At 34.3% G+C, this 19,850-nt stretch carries 21 protein-coding genes and 1 pseudogene; 16 read left to right on the forward strand and 6 right to left on the reverse strand.

Annotated elements, in window-relative coordinates:
- Window positions 1-14: 14 nt before the first annotated feature.
- From ACODS7_RS14505 to srtB, 6 genes are all read left to right on the forward strand, one after another.
- Window positions 15-473, forward strand: a complete 459-nt coding sequence (locus ACODS7_RS14505) for an NEAT domain-containing protein (RefSeq protein WP_043935420.1) — start codon at window positions 15-17, stop codon at window positions 471-473.
- Window positions 474-497: 24 nt separating this feature from the next.
- Complete coding sequence (locus ACODS7_RS14510) at window positions 498-3,197, forward strand: NEAT domain-containing protein (protein WP_488826946.1); 2,700 nt, start codon at window positions 498-500, stop codon at window positions 3,195-3,197.
- A gap of 69 nt (window positions 3,198-3,266) precedes the next feature.
- The gene (gene isdE / locus ACODS7_RS14515) at window positions 3,267-4,148 is read left to right on the forward strand and encodes a heme ABC transporter substrate-binding protein IsdE (RefSeq protein WP_142333862.1); all 882 of its coding nucleotides are present in this window, start codon (window positions 3,267-3,269) and stop codon (window positions 4,146-4,148) included.
- 27 nt (window positions 4,149-4,175) lie between these two features.
- Window positions 4,176-5,159: a FecCD family ABC transporter permease gene (locus ACODS7_RS14520; RefSeq protein ID WP_016080126.1), complete on the forward strand. Its 984-nt coding sequence runs from the start codon at window positions 4,176-4,178 to the stop codon at window positions 5,157-5,159.
- Entirely contained in the window at window positions 5,149-5,919 is a 771-nt protein-coding gene (locus tag ACODS7_RS14525; protein WP_088115411.1) for an ABC transporter ATP-binding protein, read from the forward strand. Before ACODS7_RS14520 ends, ACODS7_RS14525 begins: the two co-directional genes overlap by 11 nt.
- A gap of 32 nt (window positions 5,920-5,951) precedes the next feature.
- Window positions 5,952-6,716, forward strand: coding sequence for a class B sortase (gene srtB / locus ACODS7_RS14530; RefSeq protein ID WP_043938374.1), 765 nt, complete (start codon window positions 5,952-5,954; stop codon window positions 6,714-6,716).
- A 72-nt stretch (window positions 6,717-6,788) separates the two neighbouring features.
- Here the strand turns inward: srtB and isdG are convergent, their stop codons facing one another.
- Window positions 6,789-7,112, reverse strand: coding sequence for a heme oxygenase (isdG, locus tag ACODS7_RS14535; RefSeq protein ID WP_000587818.1), 324 nt, complete (start codon window positions 7,110-7,112; stop codon window positions 6,789-6,791).
- 294 nt (window positions 7,113-7,406) lie between these two features.
- Here isdG and ACODS7_RS14540 point away from each other — a divergent pair, with 294 nt between their 5' ends.
- Window positions 7,407-8,606, forward strand: coding sequence for a class I SAM-dependent rRNA methyltransferase (locus tag ACODS7_RS14540; protein WP_043938373.1), 1,200 nt, complete (start codon window positions 7,407-7,409; stop codon window positions 8,604-8,606).
- A 38-nt stretch (window positions 8,607-8,644) separates the two neighbouring features.
- On the opposite strand, the gene ACODS7_RS14545 is transcribed toward ACODS7_RS14540, so the two are convergent.
- Entirely contained in the window at window positions 8,645-8,830 is a 186-nt protein-coding gene (locus tag ACODS7_RS14545) for a YwbE family protein (RefSeq protein WP_243169096.1), read from the reverse strand.
- On the reverse strand, window positions 8,831-9,004 hold the full coding sequence (locus ACODS7_RS14550; RefSeq protein WP_001293578.1) for a hypothetical protein: 174 nt from the start codon (window positions 9,002-9,004) through the stop codon (window positions 8,831-8,833). It abuts the gene before it with no gap.
- Window positions 9,005-9,173: 169 nt separating this feature from the next.
- On the opposite strand from ACODS7_RS14550, the gene ACODS7_RS14555 reads away from it, so the two are divergent.
- The 7 genes from ACODS7_RS14555 to ACODS7_RS14585 all read left to right on the forward strand — a co-directional run bounded on the left by ACODS7_RS14555 (window position 9,174) and on the right by ACODS7_RS14585 (window position 14,369).
- Window positions 9,174-9,866 carry a response regulator transcription factor gene (locus tag ACODS7_RS14555; RefSeq protein WP_075719095.1) on the forward strand — a complete coding sequence of 231 codons (693 nt, stop codon included), beginning with the start codon at window positions 9,174-9,176 and terminating at the stop codon, window positions 9,864-9,866.
- A 1-nt stretch (window position 9,867) separates the two neighbouring features.
- Window positions 9,868-10,803, forward strand: a complete 936-nt coding sequence (locus ACODS7_RS14560) for a HAMP domain-containing histidine kinase (RefSeq protein ID WP_061660443.1) — start codon at window positions 9,868-9,870, stop codon at window positions 10,801-10,803.
- Between the two features lie 125 nt (window positions 10,804-10,928).
- A complete protein-coding gene (locus tag ACODS7_RS14565; protein WP_069356272.1) occupies window positions 10,929-11,852 on the forward strand; it encodes an ABC transporter ATP-binding protein in 924 nt (307 codons plus the stop codon).
- Window positions 11,845-12,006, forward strand: coding sequence for a hypothetical protein (locus ACODS7_RS14570; protein ID WP_016080133.1), 162 nt, complete (start codon window positions 11,845-11,847; stop codon window positions 12,004-12,006). The genes ACODS7_RS14565 and ACODS7_RS14570 overlap by 8 nt, the downstream gene beginning before the upstream one ends.
- 34 nt (window positions 12,007-12,040) lie before the next feature.
- Window positions 12,041-12,745, forward strand: a complete 705-nt coding sequence (locus ACODS7_RS14575; RefSeq protein ID WP_098630166.1) for an ABC transporter permease — start codon at window positions 12,041-12,043, stop codon at window positions 12,743-12,745.
- 37 nt (window positions 12,746-12,782) lie between these two features.
- On the forward strand, window positions 12,783-13,652 hold the full coding sequence (locus ACODS7_RS14580; protein ID WP_098630165.1) for a DUF4097 family beta strand repeat-containing protein: 870 nt from the start codon (window positions 12,783-12,785) through the stop codon (window positions 13,650-13,652).
- A 24-nt stretch (window positions 13,653-13,676) separates the two neighbouring features.
- Window positions 13,677-14,369: an ABC transporter permease gene (locus tag ACODS7_RS14585; RefSeq protein ID WP_243169097.1), complete on the forward strand. Its 693-nt coding sequence runs from the start codon at window positions 13,677-13,679 to the stop codon at window positions 14,367-14,369.
- 63 nt (window positions 14,370-14,432) lie between these two features.
- On the opposite strand, the gene ACODS7_RS14590 is transcribed toward ACODS7_RS14585, so the two are convergent.
- A complete protein-coding gene (locus ACODS7_RS14590) occupies window positions 14,433-14,936 on the reverse strand; it encodes a DinB family protein (RefSeq protein WP_088115415.1) in 504 nt (167 codons plus the stop codon).
- A 153-nt stretch (window positions 14,937-15,089) separates the two neighbouring features.
- Between ACODS7_RS14590 and ACODS7_RS14595 the strand changes: the two genes are divergently transcribed.
- Entirely contained in the window at window positions 15,090-15,989 is a 900-nt protein-coding gene (locus tag ACODS7_RS14595; protein WP_043938367.1) for a tetratricopeptide repeat protein, read from the forward strand.
- A gap of 198 nt (window positions 15,990-16,187) precedes the next feature.
- Here ACODS7_RS14595 and fhuB read toward each other — a convergent pair whose 3' ends face one another.
- Window positions 16,188-18,224, reverse strand: coding sequence for a Fe(3+)-hydroxamate ABC transporter permease FhuB (fhuB, locus tag ACODS7_RS14600; protein WP_098630163.1), 2,037 nt, complete (start codon window positions 18,222-18,224; stop codon window positions 16,188-16,190).
- 7 nt (window positions 18,225-18,231) lie between these two features.
- On the reverse strand, window positions 18,232-19,206 hold the full coding sequence (locus ACODS7_RS14605; RefSeq protein WP_016080140.1) for an ABC transporter substrate-binding protein: 975 nt from the start codon (window positions 19,204-19,206) through the stop codon (window positions 18,232-18,234).
- 449 nt (window positions 19,207-19,655) lie between these two features.
- Here ACODS7_RS14605 and ACODS7_RS14610 point away from each other — a divergent pair.
- Window positions 19,656-19,850: pseudogene (locus ACODS7_RS14610) on the forward strand (BclA C-terminal domain-containing protein); the annotation flags it as partial.

Below are 19,850 nucleotides of genomic sequence, written 5' to 3' on the forward strand. Positions count from 1 at the left end.
AGGGTGATGAATATATGTTTAAACAATTTAAAATGATTATTGCCGTATTTGCTGTTTTATTTACGTTTATCGCAACACTAGGTTTACAAGAGGCAAAGGCTGCTACAAAACTAGCTGATGGAAAATATAATATTGCTTTTACTGTATGGAAAGGCGATAAAGATGAATCGTCTAGAATGAATAGTTATTTTGAAAGCCCAGCAACATTAACAGTTAAAAATGGAAAACAATATGTTTCATTTAAAGTGAAAGATAGTGCTTCTATTAAAAGTTTCCAAGTAGAAAAAGATGGTCAATTTTTAGAAACAACCGTGTTAAGTGAAAACAAAAAAGATAATACTAGAGTTGTAGAATTTGAAGTTGCTGACTTGTCAAAAAAACTAAATGGCAAGGTGAAAATTAATATTCCAATTATTAATTATAATGCTTCATATGATATTCGCTTTGTATTTGATGGGAACAGTGTTAAATAATTTTCAAAAGGGAGAGTCGTTCCATTGAACAGGTATACAAAAATTATTGTTGCTATGTTTTTAATGATATTTACATTCGTATCAACATTACAACCACTTGTAGTTCAAGCAGCTACCAAGTTGGCTGACGGTGAATATTCAATTGGCTTCAAAGTTTTAAAAGATACATCAGATGAAGAATCGATGATGAATCAATATTCAGTAAGCCCGGGAACTTTAAAAGTGAAGGATGGGAAAAAGAAAGTATCCTTTACATTAACGAATAGTTCATGGATTACGAAGTTTGAAACAGAAAAAGCAGGTAAGCTAGTTGCGACAAATGTAATTAGTGAAGATAAAGAAAAAGATACAAGAGTAGTAGAATTTGATGTAGAAGATGTAGAGAAGGTATTAAACGCAAAAGTAAAAGTAGATATTGATTTTTTAAATTATCATCATGAGTACGACGTTCGTATTGCATTTGATCAAAATAGCATTACACCAATTCATGTAGAAAAACCAAATGAAAAAGAGGACCCAGCTAATAAGCCAGATCCAAATGAAACTACCGATCCAGGTCAGAAGCCCGACCAAAAGCCTGACCCAGATCAACAACCAAATTCTAACACAATTACAGATGGTGCGTACAGCATTCCATTTAAAGTGTTAAAAGATCAAACAGATGAAGAATCTAAGATGAATACTTACATGGTAAATCCAGGAGTATTAAAAGTAGAAAACGGTAAGAAAAAAGCAATTGTAACACTAAAAAGTAGCTCATTAATTAAAAATTTCCAAACGGAAAAAGATGGCGCATTTGTTGATGCAAAAGTAGTGAGTGAGGATAAGGAAAAAGATACAAGAGTAGTAGAGTTTGAAGTAAACGATTTATCTAAAAAACTAAATACAAAAGTATTTATCGAAATGGCATCAAGAAATTATAAGCAAACGCATGATGTACAACTTTTATTTGAACAAGATAAACTTGAACAAATTAAAAATGAAGAGAAACAACCAGAAGTAGAAAAACCGGAAGTAGAAAAACCAGAAGTAGAAAAACCGGAAGTAGAAAAACCAGAAGTAGAAAAACCAGAAGCAGAAAAACCAGATGCTGAAACAATTAAAGATGGTGAATACAGCATCAATTTTAAAGCATTAAAAGATCAAACAGACGAAATTTCAATGATGAACACATATACAAAAAGTCCAGGTGTGCTAAAAGTAAAAGATGGTAAGAAGTATGTATCCTTTACGTTAACGAACAGTTCTTGGATTACAAAATTTGAATTTGAGAAAAATGGTTCGTTTGTTGATGCAAATGTAATAAGTGAAGATAAAAAAGCTGATACACGCGTAGTGGAAGTAGAAGTACCAGATTTATCGGAAAAGTTAAATGCAAAAGTAAAAGTAGATATCGATTCAATGAATTATCACCATTTTTACGATATTCAATTTGCATTTGATAAAGGTAGCATTAAGCCGTTAGATAACCAAGGTGGAAACAACAACCAAGGTGGAAACGACAACCAAGGCGGAAATAACAACCAAGGTGGAAACGACAACCAAGGCGGAAATAACAACCAAGGTGGAAACAACAACCAAGATAATAACACAACAATTGATCCAAAAGCTCTTAAAGATGGTGAATACAGCATTGGCTTTAAAGTGTTAAAAGATCAAACAGATGAAATCTCAATGATGAACACATACACAAAAAGCCCAGGTGTATTAAAAGTAAAAGATGGTAAGAAATACGTATCGTTTACATTAACAAATAGTACATGGATTACGAAATTTGAATTTGAGAAGAATGGTTCTTTCGTTAATGCAAAAGTGTTAAGTGAAAATAAAGAACAAAATACAAGAGTAGTAGAAGTAGAAGTAAACGATTTGTCTAAAAAATTAAATGCAAAAGTAAAAGTAGATATTGATTCAATGAATTATCACCATTTCTACGATGTTCAATTTGTATTTGATCAAGACAGTATTAAAGCTTTAGGGAACCAAGGAGGAAACGACAACCAAGGAGGAAACGTCAACCAAGGCGGAAACGACAACCAGGGTGGAAACGACAACCAGGGTGGAAATAATAACCCGAAAGTAATAGTTGATCCGAAAAATTTAGTAGATGGCCAATATGATATTACATTTAAAGTATTAAAAGATAAAACAGATGAGATTTCAAAGATGCATGACTATGTTGTAAATCCAGCGAAATTAATCGTAAAAGATGGTAAAAAATACATTGAGATGACGCTGAAAAATAGTGCGTGGATTACGAAATTCCAAACGGAAAACAAGGAACTATTCGCTGATGCGAAAGTAGTAAGCGAAGATAAAAATGCAAATACGCGAGTAGTACAGTTTGAAGTAGAAGATCTATTTAAAAAATTAAACGCAAAAGTAAAGGTAGACATCGATGAGATGAACTACCATCATTTCTACGATGTACAAATTCAATTTGATACAAATAATATCGGCGCGTTAGGAACTATTAAAGAGGAACCGAAAAATGAACCGAAAAATCCAGTGACTACACCGAAAGTAGATAATGTAAAAACAGTAGGTACTCCTGATTTTAACCGAAATGCAGATGGTCAGAAGAAAAAAGAAGATACAAAAAATGATTCAAAAAAAGAGAAAAACTCAAAAACTGCAGATACAGCACAACTTGGTTTATACATGGTGTTACTGCTAGGTTCACTTGCTTTACTAGTCCGTAAATATAGAGCAGGTAGATTGTAATTTTTGGAGTCTTGATGCATGTTCGCGTGCATCAAGACTTGTTTCATATTGTATGGAAGGGAGTGGTGATTGAGAGTGAAGAAAATCGTAAGTGTACTAATGGCTATCATTTTGTTAATGAGTATAGCCGGGTGCTCATCACCAAAAAAAGAAACAGCAAAGCAGGTAAAGAGTGAGAGTAAAGAGCGCGTTGTTGCAACAACAGTGGCTGTTACTGAAATTATGGATGCGTTAGAAGTAGATTTAGTCGGCGTTCCAACAAGTTCTAAAACTTTACCGAAGCGATATAAAGGTTTACCTGAAGTTGGGAATCCAATGAGTCCAGATATGGAAAAGGTAAAGTCATTAAAGCCTTCAGAAGTGTTATCTGTGACAACACTTGAATATGAATTAAAGCCAGTTTTTGATGGTGTGGGTATGAAAGCAAACTTTTTAGATTTAACGAGTTTAAAAAACATGCAAAGTTCTATTAGCGATTTAGGTAAGAAATATGGACGTGAAAAACAAGCTGAAGCAGTGGTAACTAAGTTAGATAAAAAGGTTGCTAGCATTCAAAAGGAAGTAAAAGGAAAGAAAGAACCGACAGTGCTTATTTTATTAGGTGTGCCGGGCAGTTATTTAGTAGCAACAGAGCATTCTTATATTGGAGATTTAGTGAAACAACTAGGTGGTAAAAATATTGTGCAAGGTGAAAGAGTAGAATATTTAGCTTCTAATACAGAGTATTTAAAGAAAGCTGATCCAGATATTATTTTACGAGCAGCTCATGGTATGCCTGATGAAGTTGTAAAAATGTTTGATAAAGAATTTAAAACAAATGACATTTGGAAACACTTTGCTGCGGTTAAAAATAACCGTGTTTACGATTTAGAAGAGCGTTTATTTGGAACGACAGGAAATTTAGCAGCAATTGAAGCGTTAGATGAATTGAAAAAAATGATGTATCCGTGATGCATTTTAATATAAAGGAAGAGTAGAATGAATAAAAAAACTTGGAGTTTCCTCATTGTTACTGCATTGCTCATTGTTATGACATCATTGTCAGCGATGAAAGGGAGTTTAGAAGTAGGTATTGTTGAACTTATACAAGGGATATTTACAGGTGGAAATGAAGAGGTTGAAGTCATTAAAGATTTACGTTTCCCGCGTATTATTATTGCGTTGTTCACTGGAGCGGCTCTTGCTGTTTCAGGGGTGCTTTTTCAAGCTGTTATGAAGAATCCACTCGCTGATGCTGGGGTAATCGGTATATCTTCAGGAGCTAGTTTTATGACACTCGTTATTATTACGTTGTTCCCGCAATTCTTTTTCTGGACACCCGTATTCGCCTTTTTAGGTGGTGCGTTTGCGTGTTATCTCGTTTATTCGTTTTCATGGAAGTCAGGGTTAAGCCCGCTTCGCATTATTTTAATTGGTATTGCCATTAATGCGATGTTTACTGGATTAAATGAATCATTCGTTACAATTTGTGGGTATTTTATTAAGAGTATTAAGCAAACGACGACTTCTAACATAACAATGAAGACGTGGGGCGATGTAGAAATAATGGTGACTTATGGAACGGTTGGTCTTATTCTTGCTCTGTTCGTAGGAGCTTGGTGTAACTTATTATCGCTACAAGATAAGACTGCGAAAAACTTAGGTTTGCACGTGACGAGAGTTCGCCTTATTATTTCTGCCATTGCAGTACTCTTAGCGGCAGTATCAACAGCGATTGCAGGTGTTATTGCTTTTGTAGGATTACTAGTTCCGCATATTTCAAGACAATTAGTCGGTTCAGACCATAAAGTATTAATTCCATTTTCTGCTCTTGCAGGGGCGTTATTAATTTTGACGGCAGATACGATTGGAAGGTTAATTGTGCCACCTAACGAAATTCCAGCAGCAACAATTATGGCGGTTATTGGTGGTCCATTCTTAATATTCTTGCTTAGAAAGAGTGATAAAGTTCATGGAAATTAAAAATGTAACCTTTTCATACGATAACGTAACAAATCGTTTAAAGTCTGTTAGTAGTGAAATAGAAATTGGGAAAATTACAACAATCATTGGCCCGAATGGATGCGGGAAATCAACATTACTTAGTGTCATGTCTAGAAATCACGTTCCTAGCAGTGGAGAAGTAATACTTGATGGGAAAGCGATTAGTGAATATAAACCGAAAGAGTTTGCTAGAAAGCTAGCAGTTGTCCATCAACAAAATGAGGCTCCAGCAGATATTACAGTGGAAAAGCTAATAAGCTTTGGGCGTATGCCATATAAAAATATTTTCTCTCCGCAAACAGATGAAGATAGAGAAGTGATAGAGCGCGCACTAGTATGCACGAATTTACAAAGTAAGCGTGATAAGCCAATCTATGCTTTATCTGGTGGAGAGAGGCAGCGAGTTTGGATCGCAATGACATTAGCTCAAAATACACCAATGCTTTTCTTAGATGAACCGACAACATATTTAGATATTTACTATCAGCTAGAAATATTAGAGTTAGTGAAAGAGTTAAATGAAGTGTATGGACTAACGATTGTAATGGTATTACATGATATTAATCAAGCTATTCGTTATAGCGACCATATTATCGTTATGAAAGATGGAGAGATCATTACGAAAGGTAATCCTAATGATGTAATAACAGAAGAAATGGTTAAAGCAATATATGGTGTAGATGTCATTGTAAAGCAGGATGAAGATACCGGATTGTACATGGTACCTATGGGAATCTAAAGGCTGAGCATAATCCGTTTTGAGGTGATAATTTGAACAGCAAGAAAGGACGGAAAAAGAATTCTTTTTTTCAACGCATACTTACAATTGCGTTTTTAGGAATCTTTTTCTATTCAATGTATGAGTTGGGCGGAATTTTCATGGATTATTATGAAAATCGTAAAGTAATGGCTGAGGCACAACATATTTATAAAAGAAGTCCAATGGAAGAAAAATCGGAAGACGGAGAGGTACGTAAACAGTTTCAGGATCTCCAGAAAATTAATCCAGAGATAGTCGGATGGATTACGATGGATGATACACAAATTAATTATCCAATCGTTCAAGCAAAAGATAATGATTACTATTTATTTCGTAATTATAAAGGTGAAGATATGAGAGCGGGAAGCATTTTTATGGACCATCGTAATGATGTGAAATCTCAAAATCGAAATACGATTTTATATGGTCATCGTATGAAAGACGGTTCTATGTTTGGGAGTTTAAAAAAGATGTTGGACGAAGACTTTTTCATGTCCCATCGTAAATTATATTATGATACATTATTTGAAGGATACGACGTTGAAGTTTTTTCAGTATACACGACAACAACGGACTTTTATTACATTGAAACGGATTTTGAAAATGATGCAGCATATACATCGTTCTTAAAGGAAATTCAAGAAAAATCACTGTACAAAACGGATACGGAATTGACGGCTAATGATGAAGTTGTAACACTTTCTACTTGTGACTATGCGCTTGATCCAGAGGCTGGAAGGCTAGTTGTACATGCAAAATTAGTAAAAAGAAATTAAAGAAAAAAGTATAGAATATGAGAAGTGATAGATAACGCTTCTCATATTCTATACTTTAAAAAAGAACTGTTTTTACTGTGCTGCAGCCATTGGCATACGTACAACTTTTACATCATAGTAAGCAATTTTATTATCAAGAATATATTCTGGCATCCCGCCTTGATGTGAATGAGCATCTTTAAATGCGGCGCTCTTTGTCCAACCTTGGAAATCTTCTTTTGCATTCCAGCGAGTGCTAATTGTTACTTCATCATAATCAACTGTATTTTGCGTTAAAAGAACTTCTAGACCTAAAAAGCCTGGCATCGTCTCAACTTTACCTACTTTATTAAAACGCTCAATTAATTTATGTCCATTTCCCTTTGTAATTTTAGCTGTATTTGTAACAATAATCATGTTTATTCCTCCTATAAATGTAGCTATATTTTCAAGAACTCATATACATTAAATGATAATGAAAATCATTATCATTGTAAATGGTAAATGTGAAATATATAATTTTTTTCTATTATTTTGGACAGTGAGATTTCCATTTCAAAACTTAGTAAATATGTGGCGGTTAAGTGCGAGAATGAGCGAGTTGTACTAGCAAAGCAATAATATGGTATAGTGAAACGAGGCTGTTTTTTCAGGCTCGTTTTTTAAATGCTTCCTATAGAGAAAGCATGCAAATGGAAAGGAAGTTATTATATGCGATCAGAAGTAACTATAAAAATAAAACCGAAATTTATAAAAGAAATTAAAAGTGGATATCCACTTATTTTAAAAGATGCAATTCAAAATTTAAACGATGTTCGTGAAGAAGGGACAATCATCAAAGTAGTAGATGAGAAGAACAACTTTGTCGGAAAAGGTTATTATGGAAAACAAAATAAAGGATACGGCTGGATTTTAACGAGAAAAGAGAGTGAACAAATTAATCAATCTTTCTTTGAAAGTAAAATCAAATCAGCCTTACATAAACGAAAACAATTTTATAAATTAAGTGATACGACAGCATTCCGTGTGGTGAATGGTGAAGGTGATGGTCTTGGCGGATTAATTATTGATTACTATGACGGATACTACGTAGTAAGTTGGTATAGTGAAGGGATTTACACTTTCAGAGATGAGATTATAGCAGCTCTTCAAAAAGTAGCAAACTTTAAAGGCATTTATGAGAAAAAGCGTTTTGATACGAAAGGGAAATACATTGAAGGTGATGATTTCGTAGCAGGAGAGCGCGGTGAGTTTCCACTTATCGTAAAAGAGAACGGTGTGAACTTCGCTGTTTATTTAAACGACGGGGCAATGGTTGGTGTATTTTTAGATCAACGTAACGTTCGAAAACAAATTCGTGATAAATATGCAAAGGGAAGAACAGTGTTAAATATGTTCTCTTATACAGGTGCTTTCTCTGTATTTGCAGCGCTGGGCGGAGCGAGTAAAACGACGAGTGTTGACCTTGCAAATCGTAGTTTAAGTAAAACAATTGAGCAGTTTAGTGTCAATGAAGTTGATTATGAAGCACAAGATATTATTGTAGAAGATGTATTTCTTTACTTCAAATATGCAGCGAAGAAAAAGATGAAATTTGATATGGTCGTACTTGATCCTCCAAGCTTCGCCCGATCAAAAAAATATACATTTAGTGCAGCAAAAGATTATAAAAATTTATTAAAAGAAACAATTGCTATTACAGAAAATAACGGTATTATCGTTGCTTCTACAAATTGTAGCGCATTCGATATGAAAAAGTTTAAAGGCTTTATCGATACAGCCTTTAAAGAAATGAATGGCAAATATAAAATATTAGAAGAACATTCTTTACCAGAAGATTTCCGTACCATTGATCAATTTAAAGAAGGAGACTACTTAAAAGTAGTTTTCATCGAGAAAATTAAAGGTTAATAAAGAAAAGGAGCTCGAGTTTACTTGAGCTCCTTTTCTTATTGAACGATATTTTGTACTCTACCGACTTGCAATCGTACTTTAATGCCATGCGGATGGGAAGGGGAGTTTGTTAAAATATCTTTTACAATTCCACGTGTTAATTTGCCGGTGCGTTGATCTTGTTTTAATACAATATCAACTTCAAGGCCGGGTGCGATATTAGAACGTTTTTGTCCGTTCATTTATACACCTGTACGTCTACGTTGGTTGTTTGTTTTCTTCGTTTGTTGGTTTTGTAATTTTTTTGTTTCTTGGCTTTGGTTTTTGGCATTCTGACCATTACCGTTACCTTGCTTTTTCTTAGCAAGTTGTTCGCGCATTAAATCAGCTAAGCTTACTTTTTTATTCTCTGACATGATAAGTCTCCTTTATATAAAGTTAATTATGAACAATCGTAGTGAATTTCATCATATCATTGTTAAGGAAGGAAGGGAAGTTGGTTTGAAAATTCATATAATTGTTTCCAGCATTCATTCGTTGCGATACAATTGATATGTTAATGTTTGTAAAAAAGGGGATAGACATATGTCACATCATATTTTATTAGTTGAAGATGATATTTCAATTCAAGAGATGGTGGAAAAGTATTTAATAAAGGAAGGCTTTCAAGTTACGATTGCGTCTGACGGAGAAGAAGGGGTGCAAGCCTTTTTTAAATCATCTTTTGATTTAGTAATCCTTGATATAATGATGCCAAAGTTAGACGGATTAGAGGTTGTACGTATTATTCGTGAAAAAAGTGCAGTTCCGATTTTAATGATGTCGGCAAAAGATACAGATGTTGATAAAGCTGTTGGATTAGGACTTGGAGCAGATGATTACATTTGTAAGCCGTTTTCTATGATTGAATTGGCTGCACGTGTAAAAGCAGGTATTCGGAGGTCTACGAAATACTCGGCTACAGAAACAATAGAAAAAATGATTCAAATTGGTGATTTAACAATTGATCCAATTAATTTTACAGTTGAAAAAAACGGGAAGCCTCTCAAACTTACTTTAAAAGAATTTGAGATTTTAAAGCTATTCGTAAAGAACCAAAATCGTGTATTTACAAAAGCGCAAATATATACGTTAGTTTGGAATGAAGAGTATTACGGTGATGATAACGTTATTAATGTTCATATGAGAAGATTGCGTGAGAAAATCGAAAGTGATCCATCTAATCCAGAATATATTAAAACGTTATGGGGCATCGGCTATAAGTTGGAAGTGATGTAATATGGTCAATTTGTTAATAGGTATTATTTTTATATTGTTATGTGTTATTTATATGCAATATAGAATGAGAAAAAATAGTAGTAAAAATTTACGATACACATATGAAAAGTTAGAAAGTATTGTAAATGACAAAACAGGCGAGACGTTACTCGTTATGACAGATGATCTAGAATTGCAAAAATTATTAGTGGCAATTAATCAATTATTAGATGCAAAACAGAAAACGAATGCAGATCATGCAAAAGTAGAAATTTCGATGAGAAAAATGCTTTCAAATATTTCGCATGACTTGAAAACACCACTAACAGTTATTCTTGGATATACAGAAATGTTAAATAAGGATAAAACGATAAATAAAGAAGAACAACAAATATTACTTGAAAAAGTGCATACGAAAACACTAGAAGTGATGGAGTTAATTCATAAGTTTTTTGACTTGGCAAAATTAGAATCTGGTGACAAAGCAATTGAAATGACAAAAGTAAATATGAATGAAGTTTGCCGCGAGAAGATTTTATCTTTTTATGATTTAGTGACGACGAAAGGTTTTCAGGTTCATATTGATATACCAGAAAGAAATATATACGCACTTGGAAATGTAGAAGTATTAGGTAGGGTATTGAATAATTTAATATCAAATGCGATTACATATGGAGACGATGGAAAGGCACTTGGTATGACGTTAAGAGATGATGAAACGAGTGTGTATATAGACGTATGGGATAAAGGAAAAGGGATTGATGAATCTCATATTGATAAAGTATTTGAGCGTATGTACACACTTGAAGATTCAAGAAATAGATTGTACCAAGGAAGCGGTCTAGGATTAACGATTACGAAACGGCTTGTGGAAGCGATGGACGGAAAAATTCACCTTTCTAGTAAACCGTATGAAAAAACAATTTTTACAATTGTATTAACAAAGATGCAGTTTTAGCTTGTAGAGCAGTAGATTCTACAAGCTTTTTTTCAGCGTAAGGAATTTGTAAGAAACGGGTAAGAAAAAAGAGATTTCCGTTGTCTATTATAGAAATATAGAGTATTGCGAAAGGGGAAAGTAACATGACATATATATTAAAAACAAACCAGTTAACGAAAGTGTTTAAAGGGAAAGAAGTTATTTCCGGTGTTAACATGCATGTGAAAAAAGGAGAAATTTACGGTTTTTTAGGACCAAACGGTGCTGGTAAAACAACGATTATGAAAATGATTACAAATTTAATAAAACCGACGAGTGGTGATATTGAAATCTTCGGTGAGAAATTAACAGATACATCTTATGAAGTATTAAAAAGAATGGGGACAATTATTGAATACCCAATCTTTTATGATAAATTAACGGCGAAAGAAAACTTAGACCTGCATTGTGAATATATGGGCTACTACGATAAAAATGCAATTGACCATGCTTTACATTTAGTGAAACTACAAGGGATAGATAATAAAAAAGTAAAAGATTTTTCATTAGGAATGAAACAACGACTCGGTATTGCAAGGGCAATCGTGACAAAGCCAGAATTGCTCATTTTAGATGAACCAATTAACGGTTTAGATCCAATTGGTATTAAAGAGTTACGAGAGTTATTTAAAATGCTCTGCAAAGAATATGGCATTACATTATTAGTTTCTAGTCATATTTTAGGTGAGATGGAACTAATGGCGGATACAATTGGTGTGATTCAAAATGGAAAACTAATAAAAGAAGTTTCAATGAAGAGTATTAACGGAAAACAAACAGAGTATATTGAAATTACTGTTCCTGATGTGAAACGTGCAGCTTATATTTTAGAAGATAAACTTGGTATAAAAAATTACAAAATAATGAGCGGAAACATGATTCGGGTTTATGAAGTGGCGGTGACACAGCAAGCCATTTCAAAAGCACTTATTATGAACGATGTGGAAATTGAAAGTATTAATAAGAAACATAGTTCCTTAGAAGAATATTTCTTAAATGTAATGGATGGAGAAGGTATTCATGCTTAATGGACTGTGGCTGAACCTGGTAAGTGGATTTATCGTAATGCTAATAAGTGGAATTTTATATTATAGAAAACCAGAGCGGAAATGGTTGTTAATTCTACTAGTGATAGGAACGTTAAGCTTCGTTACTGCTGGAATTAGAATGTTAGCAGCATAAAGACAGTTATATAAAGAATGGAGGAGTGGTTTGTATGCTTAGATTAATGAAGCTCGAATGGAAGAAACATAAATTATCTAGTTACTTTAAAGGGGTAGCAATTTGTATTATAGCAATTTTCGCTGCAGTAAGCCTTATGGCGTGGGGAATTAAAGCCGAGGGGGACGTGCTCTTCTTTGACTTCACGCAACAAATGGTTTTAATAAACACTTTTATTAGGATAACATTCATTATTTTTAGTTCGGTCATTTTATCACGTTTAGTAATTGATGAGTATAAGAACAAAACAATGCAACTACTATTTATGTACCCATTGCAACGAAAAATGCTAATGAGAGCGAAATTAACAATTGTTTTTTGTTTTTGTTTTGTGAGCACGATTATCGCTACTTTCAGTATCAGTTTGCTTGTATATTTTGTGAGTCCAATGATGGGACTGATTGAAACACCAGCTACGATAGGTGAAATAATATCTATCGTTCCAACTACTTTTATAAGTGCATTTATGATATCTGGTATAAGTTTAATTCCTTTATTTTTTGGGATGAGAAAGAAATCGACACCCACAACAATTACTTCTGCAGTAATAATCGGAATGCTAATTAGTAGTAACTTTGGTCCTGGAAACGGTCAAGTAAGTCTGTTTAATTTTATAGCTATCCCAATAGTGCTCTGTTTATTAGGAATTTTCATCAGTTATCTTTCATATCGTAAAATCGACAAGATCGATGTGGCGTGAAGCAAGCTTAAAACAACAACGAACTGGGGTATGAATAGTGAAAAAAATGATAGTAATTGCAATATTATTCATTACAATTGCTAGTGTAGTTTTTGGTATTAAGGTATTTCAGGGGAAAGATTTTAAGAAAGAAAAGTCTTTTGAGATAAATAATATAAAAGAAATAGAAGTAGACAATGAAAACTGGAATCTTGAATTTAAAAGTACAGACGCTAATAAAATAGTAATTTCCGCTCAAGGTGAACAAGCAGATAAAGAGATAGATCCCGTCAAAATAGAAAATGATGAAAATAAACTTGTGATTAAGCAAAAACAAAAGGTGAACAGATTTTCTTATGGTTTTACGTTTAGGAAGAAAAATAGTATATCTATAGCTATTCCGAAGAAAGAAATAGATAAAATTGTATTAAATAATAAATCGGGTGATGTGAAAATAAACGATATAGTAGTAAAAAGCATCGTGACAAGAGGAAAATCTGGAGATGGAATGATTACAGGACTATCGGCAGAGAAGGGTGAATTTACATCCGAAAGTGGAGATTTAATGTTAAAAGATAGTTCATTACAAGAAGTAAATATAACTTCCACTACTGGTGATAATTATGTAAAAAATGTAAAAAATGAAAATATGAACATCACTTCAACATCTGGGGAAGTATTACTGAAAGATATGACAGAAGGAAAATCATTATTTGTAGAAACAAAATCAGGGGATATTGGCGTACGGTATAAAGGTGTCCCGGCATCATTGAAGCTTATGGCTAAAAGTAATTCGGCTGACGTAATAGTGGATTTAAAAGGACTTAAGAAAGATAAAAGTACAGAAAAAATAAAAGAAGGAACTATTGGTGATGCAAAAAATGAAGTGAAGATTTTAAGTAAAACAGGGGTCATTTATATTGATTAAGTCTTAGGAGGAGGGAGGACTATTATGCTACGTCTTATGAAGCTAGAACTGAAGAAATTTAAACTTGGCTGGTACGTGAAGAGAGCAGTAATTGCAAATCTTGCTATACTGGCATTATTGATTTTTGTTAGCATCGTTTCTCAAATAGAGGGAGATCCAGAAATAAGAGATCCGCAGGCGATTTTGTTAATGGCTAGTTCAATAGTGAGAGCAACATTTATTATTTTTGGTGCTGTACTAATAGCTAAGTTAATAATTGATGAATATAAAAACAAAACAATATTATTGATGTTTTCTTATCCAATTAATCGAAAGAAAATAATGATTAGTAAGTTGGCTATTACAGCAATATTAACATTCATAACAGTTATTTTATCTAATATTTTTGTAGTGGGAATTTTCATTGGAATAGATAGTTATTTTTCGATTATTCCTAATTCATTCGCAGTAGATCAATTGATTCAAGAAGGGATAAATCTCGTTCCTTTAGCCATTGCCACTGCTGGAATAAGCTTAATTCCTCTATACTTCGGAATGCGTAAACGTTCAGTGCCAACTACTATTGTTTCGTCTATTATCGTTGTGCTAATCGCAATTAATAACCCACCAATATTTCCTATAGCGACCTTTCTTCCTCTTCAATTCGCATTTGCAGTGATTGGTGTGGCGATTGCTTATTATGGAATTAAAAATATTGAGAGGGAAGATGCATTATAAAGTTTCACATGAAACAAGTTACAGAAAAAGACAAGATATGTAAACATCTTGTCTTTTTTGTCGTTACATTTTAGGAGCTTCCATTCCAGCCGCAGCCCATTCTTCTTTTGCGGGGCCATATACGCCAGGAACTGTTAAGCCAGCTTGTCGCATTAAAACTGTCATTTGTCCGCGGTGGTGATTTTGATGATTAATGAGTGTCATTAAAAATATAGAATTCGGCATAGGGCGACCAAAGAAGTCATTAATAGTAGCTAAGTCTTTATCAGTCCATTTACTTTGAAGTGTTTCAACAAAAGCCGCGTTTACTTTACGGTATTCATCTGCAATTGTTTTTGCAGAAGTTGGAACAGGATAATCTTTCGATTCTCCTTCAAACTTTAGCCCTGTGCCAGATAGTATAACAGGAATTGCCGTCACGATGTGCCAAGCAACTCTTCCTAAAGTCCAATGTTCAGGTGCAATTTCTTGTGATAAAGATGCATCGGTTAATGAATCAAGCATTTTCTGAGTAGACTCTGCTTCGTATGTCCATGATTGTAAAAAGCCTGCAATTGTTTGGTACATTATTGTTATCCCCCTCTACTTATGTTCATAGATTAAGTTCGAGAAGAAATGACAAGTTCCCTTTATGTTTTAATGATGGTATTTAAAATTTTATATATAAATTTTATGATACTATTGAGTGTATATAGAATTATATTAATTTAGGGGGATATGATGAAAAGATTGATTTTAGGAATCATAATTTTATTTTTAATGGTAGGATGTAGCAATGAAACCTATAAAAAAGCAATGGATCAAGGGAAATTGGCGTTAGCGAGTAAAGAATATGACACGGCAGTAGCATCATTTGAGCTAGCATTAGAAGAGAAAAAGGATGATAAAGAAGCAAAGGTATTAAAAGGCCAAACTACTAAGATGATAAGTTCGATAAAAGAGAGATCGAGTGGAAATATAGAACAAGCAATAGGTTTGTTCCAAGAAGTAGAAAAGATGAAAGATGGTTCCGCAATCCTTCAAAATCAAGCGAAAGAACAAAAAGATTTGCTTATAGAGCATAAAGAGTTAAAAGGTCAATATATAGGTCAATTGGAAAAGGCAGAGAAGTTAAAGAATGATAAAAAGTATGAAGAGGCTAAAGGGATAGTAAATAAAATTTTTAACGATACTGGTCAAAATCAACAATTTATTTCGGAAAATCAACGGGCCCAAGAGCTGAATAAGCAAATCGATGGCTTACTAACTCAACAAGCAGAAGTCAAGAAAAAAGAGGAAGAGTTAAAAAATGAAAAGAAAAAAGAGGCTGATATTGGAAAGTTAAAGGGGTCTTGGATGTCATCAGAAAGTACAGACAGGCCAGTTGGGTTGGAAATAGAATCTATTAATAGTGAGAAAACAGGCGGAGAATTTATGGAACATAATATTTTTGGGAAAGGGACTACTATAGGAGACTTTCGAATATTAAGTGTGGACCAAGGGATTATTTCCATAGAGCTTGTATTTTTAATGGGAGAAAGAAAACAGAAGGTTGATTTGAAACTTGAGGAGAACACATTAACTGTACATCATGAGTTTATGGGAGGGACTAAATCTGTGAAATTAGTGAGATCAGAGTAATTTATCCCGCTATTCACCTGCAGTAAAATTCCCACCTCAAGATTCGGCTGGAGCAAAGAAGTTAGGTGGGAGATCCACTGCTCATAAAAGCCCGATTGGTGTGGGTTAATAATCAGTGGGGATGAAGAAAACCCAACTGATTAAAGTTTCACTTTATTTAGTATATAAAAAGGAGGCTTCTAAAACGAAGCCTCCTTTTTAATTAACTTTCTTCCCACTCTTCCTCATCAACCATAAGAAATAAGGTGCTCCAAGTACAGCAACGACAAGACCAGAAGGAATTTCTTTCGGATATGCGATTGTACGTCCAAGTAAGTCAGCAACAGAAAGAAGGATTGCTCCAAATAGTGCTGAACAAACGAATAGTCTTTGATGATTCATACCAACAACAATTCTTGCTAAGTGAGGTGCGACAAGGCCTAAAAAGGCAATTGTACCGACAGCAGCGATATTTACTGATGCAAGTAGTGTCGCTAGCACAATCAGAGCAAGACGTGTTTTATTTACTGGTTGCCCAAGTCCAGTTGCTAAATCGTCTCCCAGTACGAGAACGTCAAGTTGTTTTATTAAGAAAAAGATAATGAATACAAGAATTAGAGATGGATATAGAATGATATTTTCTAAGTGATTCCACCCTCTTGCATACGTACTACCAGATAACCATGTTAAAGCAGCGGCAACATTCAAATTGGCTCTAACGATAAAGATTTGAATAATTGCTGAGCCAAGCGCAGAAATACCAATCCCTATTAAAGCGAGAGCTGTTGGACTAAATCCTGATTTCCAAGAGAAGAAGAGGACAATTCCAACTGCAAGTAGTCCGCCAATAAATGCACCAATTGGTAGGAAGAAACCAGGAAGTGCAGGAAAGACATACATAATAGTTAAAGCACCGACACCAGCTCCCGATGAAATACCAATAATAGAAGGATCGGCAAGTGGGTTTCGTAATATACCTTGGAAAACAAGCCCACTTATTGCAAGGCATGCACCAGCAATAGCGGCAACGAGCATTCTTGGTAAACGAAGATTCATCATCATATTTTTGTCAAATTGTGTTAATTGACCTGATATAACATTAGTAATGCTTTCGATATAAGCGTTACTACCGATTGTAACACCAAGAGCGATCGTCACAATACAAAGTGTGATAGATATAATGATTACCTTTTTATAAGAGTAATAGCGGGAACTAGCTCCAGCTGCATTCGCACCGTTATCATTCATATATTGTTTCGACTTCATCATTCGATAGACTAAGTAAATAAGCCAAGGAGATCCAATCATTGCTGTGACTGCCCCAACAGGAAGTTCTGCACCAGTTGGATCTATTAATCTACCGACAACATCTGCTCCAAGCAATAATACTGCCCCCCATAAGAAAGAAGAGAGAAGAAGAGTAAAGTGTTGACGGTATCCGATAAGGCGCATTAAATGAGGTGCAACTAAGCCGACAAATCCAATTGGTCCAACAACAGTAACAATTACTGCTGTTAAAAAGATTGCAGCAATGAAGGCGATAAGACGTGTTACTGCTGTTTTTTCACCAAGAGAAACAGCAACATCATCACCAAGTAAGAGAATGTTGAGTTTACGAGATATAAATAGTAAAACTAGGAAAGAAATAATGATAAATGGAAAAGCAAATTGAACGCCATCCCAGTTATTTTGAATAAGAGATCCAGCTCCCCATAAAAATAAACCAGCTGTTTCATTTTCATAGAAAAGCTGCATCGTTCCGGTAAAGGCAGAGAGCATTAATGTAACGACCATACCAGCTAATGCCATTCTGAGTGGGGTTCCCTTTTTTCCACCAGAAATACGGTATACAAATAAAGCAGTAATAGCACCGCCGATAAATGTGAACAGAAGAGAATTAATTTGTAAACCTTTCGGTAAGAAAATTGTAGCCGTTACTAGAAAGAAATATGCGCCAGAGTGAATACCCATTGTACTGGATTCAGCAAGTGGATTTTTCGTTAATGTTTGTAAAATAACCCCAGATGCAGCAAGGGCACCTCCAGCTAAAATGGCAATTACGGCTCTAGGTAATCGAAGCATGATTAAAGTTTGATGTTCTAGCGATTGGTTCGGTGAGATAAGAGCATCAATAATCATACTATAGGAAATGTTTGCTTGACCTTGTCCGATATGAATAAAGAAAAGGAGGAGCAAGAGAGCTGCTCCTCCTCCGAATATAAGACTTGCTCGAAGTGTATGTTGTAGGCTATTCATCGCGTAATCACTTCTTCACTGTCATTACATCTGCTACTTGTGTTGCTAAAGATGTTGCAGACTCAGGACCACCGAAAATCCAAGTGTCGCCTTTTAATTTATACATTTTGTTTTCTTTTTTGAACTTTAATTCTTCCCAAGCAGGGTTGCCCTTTAGTTGCGTGTCAAAAATGTTATCTTCATCCGCTACAATGTAAATGAAGTTTGAATCTTGTACACTTTGTAATGATTCTACAGTTGTTTGTTTGAAACCATCTGGCTCAGATTTTCCTGCTTCGAAAGTATTTGTTAAACCTAATTTTTTTGTAACTTGTAAAGCTAAAGAATTGTCAGTTAAGATACGGAATGTTGGTACGTTTTTAGCAGTAAATGCTTGTGCCATTGCGATGTTTTTATCTTTTAAGTCTGCTTTTTCAATTTTTGCTTTTGCATTAGCGAATGCTTTATCCATATCAGCTAATACTTTTTTACCTTCTTCTTCTTTTCCAACTGCTTTTGCAATTTGTTTAAATGTTTCTGTCATTTCAGCGAAGTGATCGTTATTGCTTGTTGATGGATCAAACATAACTGTTGGTGCAATTTGCTCTAATTCATTTTTAATTGCTTTACCACGGAATGAAGCTGTGATAATTAAGTCTGGTTTTAAACGGCTAATTTCTTCTAAGTTTGGTTGTTGACGTGTCCCTACATCTACAACATCTTTACTCGGTTTTGTTTTTGTATTTACCCATTTATTATAATTCTTAATGTCTGCCATCCCTACTGGCTGAACACCAAGTGCTAATAAGTCTTCTGAATATACCCACTCAAGTACAACTACTTTTTTCGCTGGTTTATCTAACTTCGTTTCCCCTTCAGCGTGTTTAATCGTTATAGCTTGACTTTTATTGTCCGCTTTTGTTTCTTTTTTCTCCTCTTTTTGCTGTCCACATCCAACAGCGAATAGAAGAATTACTATGAAAATACTGATAATTCTCTTCATCTTCTGCCCCCAAATTAAGTGTTTTTTGTAACTGGCACCGTAAGTGAAAATGGTTATCAATTACAACAACCAAATCATACTATGAGGATAATTTAAGTGTCAATATTTTTTAAAAATTTTGACTGAAAACAATAAATTATACGGATTTTTATATGTTATAGTCGCTATTTATGAAGAATAAGCTTCTTTACTAAAAAGAGTGGCGAATGTGGAAAGTTTAAATGGGAACTTGGCTGTGTACGAAAGTGTAATGTGTATGGTTAATAATCTGTGGAGATGGGGCGAAAGTACAAGCAAAAAGAGTGAGAATCGCATGTAATAATTACTAGAATGTATGGAATAAATCTGTGTTTATCCCTAATAGGTAAAGTATTTCTTTGTTATTTAGATAGATGTTTTCTAACTCGGTGATTGTACTTAAAAGATTGCATGTAAAGGAAGTGATCAACATGTCTTCATGGAGCAATAACGTAAATGGATATTGTGGGTGTAATAATCAAAATGGTGTACATGTTGATTCGTGCTGTTTTAGTTGCGATGGGACAGTTCCTAAGGTTGGTCCAACCGGTCCGACGGGGGCAACAGGAGCAACAGGTCCAACGGGAGCGACAGGAATAACAGGAGCAACGGGTCCAACGGGAGCG

Source organism: Bacillus sp. FG16 (assembly GCF_057809515.1).

Coding starts and splice junctions, on each gene's coding strand:
- ACODS7_RS14505 (WP_043935420.1), top strand. CDS start 15: ATGTTTAAACAATTTAAAATGATTATTGCCGTATTTGCTGTTTTATTT.
- ACODS7_RS14520 (WP_016080126.1), top strand. CDS start 4,176: ATGAATAAAAAAACTTGGAGTTTCCTCATTGTTACTGCATTGCTCATT.
- ACODS7_RS14525 (WP_088115411.1), top strand. CDS start 5,149: ATGGAAATTAAAAATGTAACCTTTTCATACGATAACGTAACAAATCGT.
- isdG (WP_000587818.1), bottom strand. CDS start 7,112: ATGATTATTGTTACAAATACAGCTAAAATTACAAAGGGAAATGGACAT.
- ACODS7_RS14540 (WP_043938373.1), top strand. CDS start 7,407: ATGCGATCAGAAGTAACTATAAAAATAAAACCGAAATTTATAAAAGAA.
- ACODS7_RS14545 (WP_243169096.1), bottom strand. CDS start 8,830: ATGAACGGACAAAAACGTTCTAATATCGCACCCGGCCTTGAAGTTGAT.
- ACODS7_RS14550 (WP_001293578.1), bottom strand. CDS start 9,004: ATGTCAGAGAATAAAAAAGTAAGCTTAGCTGATTTAATGCGCGAACAA.
- ACODS7_RS14555 (WP_075719095.1), top strand. CDS start 9,174: ATGTCACATCATATTTTATTAGTTGAAGATGATATTTCAATTCAAGAG.
- ACODS7_RS14560 (WP_061660443.1), top strand. CDS start 9,868: ATGGTCAATTTGTTAATAGGTATTATTTTTATATTGTTATGTGTTATT.
- ACODS7_RS14565 (WP_069356272.1), top strand. CDS start 10,929: ATGACATATATATTAAAAACAAACCAGTTAACGAAAGTGTTTAAAGGG.
- ACODS7_RS14570 (WP_016080133.1), top strand. CDS start 11,845: ATGCTTAATGGACTGTGGCTGAACCTGGTAAGTGGATTTATCGTAATG.
- ACODS7_RS14575 (WP_098630166.1), top strand. CDS start 12,041: ATGCTTAGATTAATGAAGCTCGAATGGAAGAAACATAAATTATCTAGT.
- ACODS7_RS14585 (WP_243169097.1), top strand. CDS start 13,677: ATGCTACGTCTTATGAAGCTAGAACTGAAGAAATTTAAACTTGGCTGG.
- ACODS7_RS14590 (WP_088115415.1), bottom strand. CDS start 14,936: ATGTACCAAACAATTGCAGGCTTTTTACAATCATGGACATACGAAGCA.
- ACODS7_RS14595 (WP_043938367.1), top strand. CDS start 15,090: ATGAAAAGATTGATTTTAGGAATCATAATTTTATTTTTAATGGTAGGA.
- fhuB (WP_098630163.1), bottom strand. CDS start 18,224: ATGAATAGCCTACAACATACACTTCGAGCAAGTCTTATATTCGGAGGA.
- ACODS7_RS14605 (WP_016080140.1), bottom strand. CDS start 19,206: ATGAAGAGAATTATCAGTATTTTCATAGTAATTCTTCTATTCGCTGTT.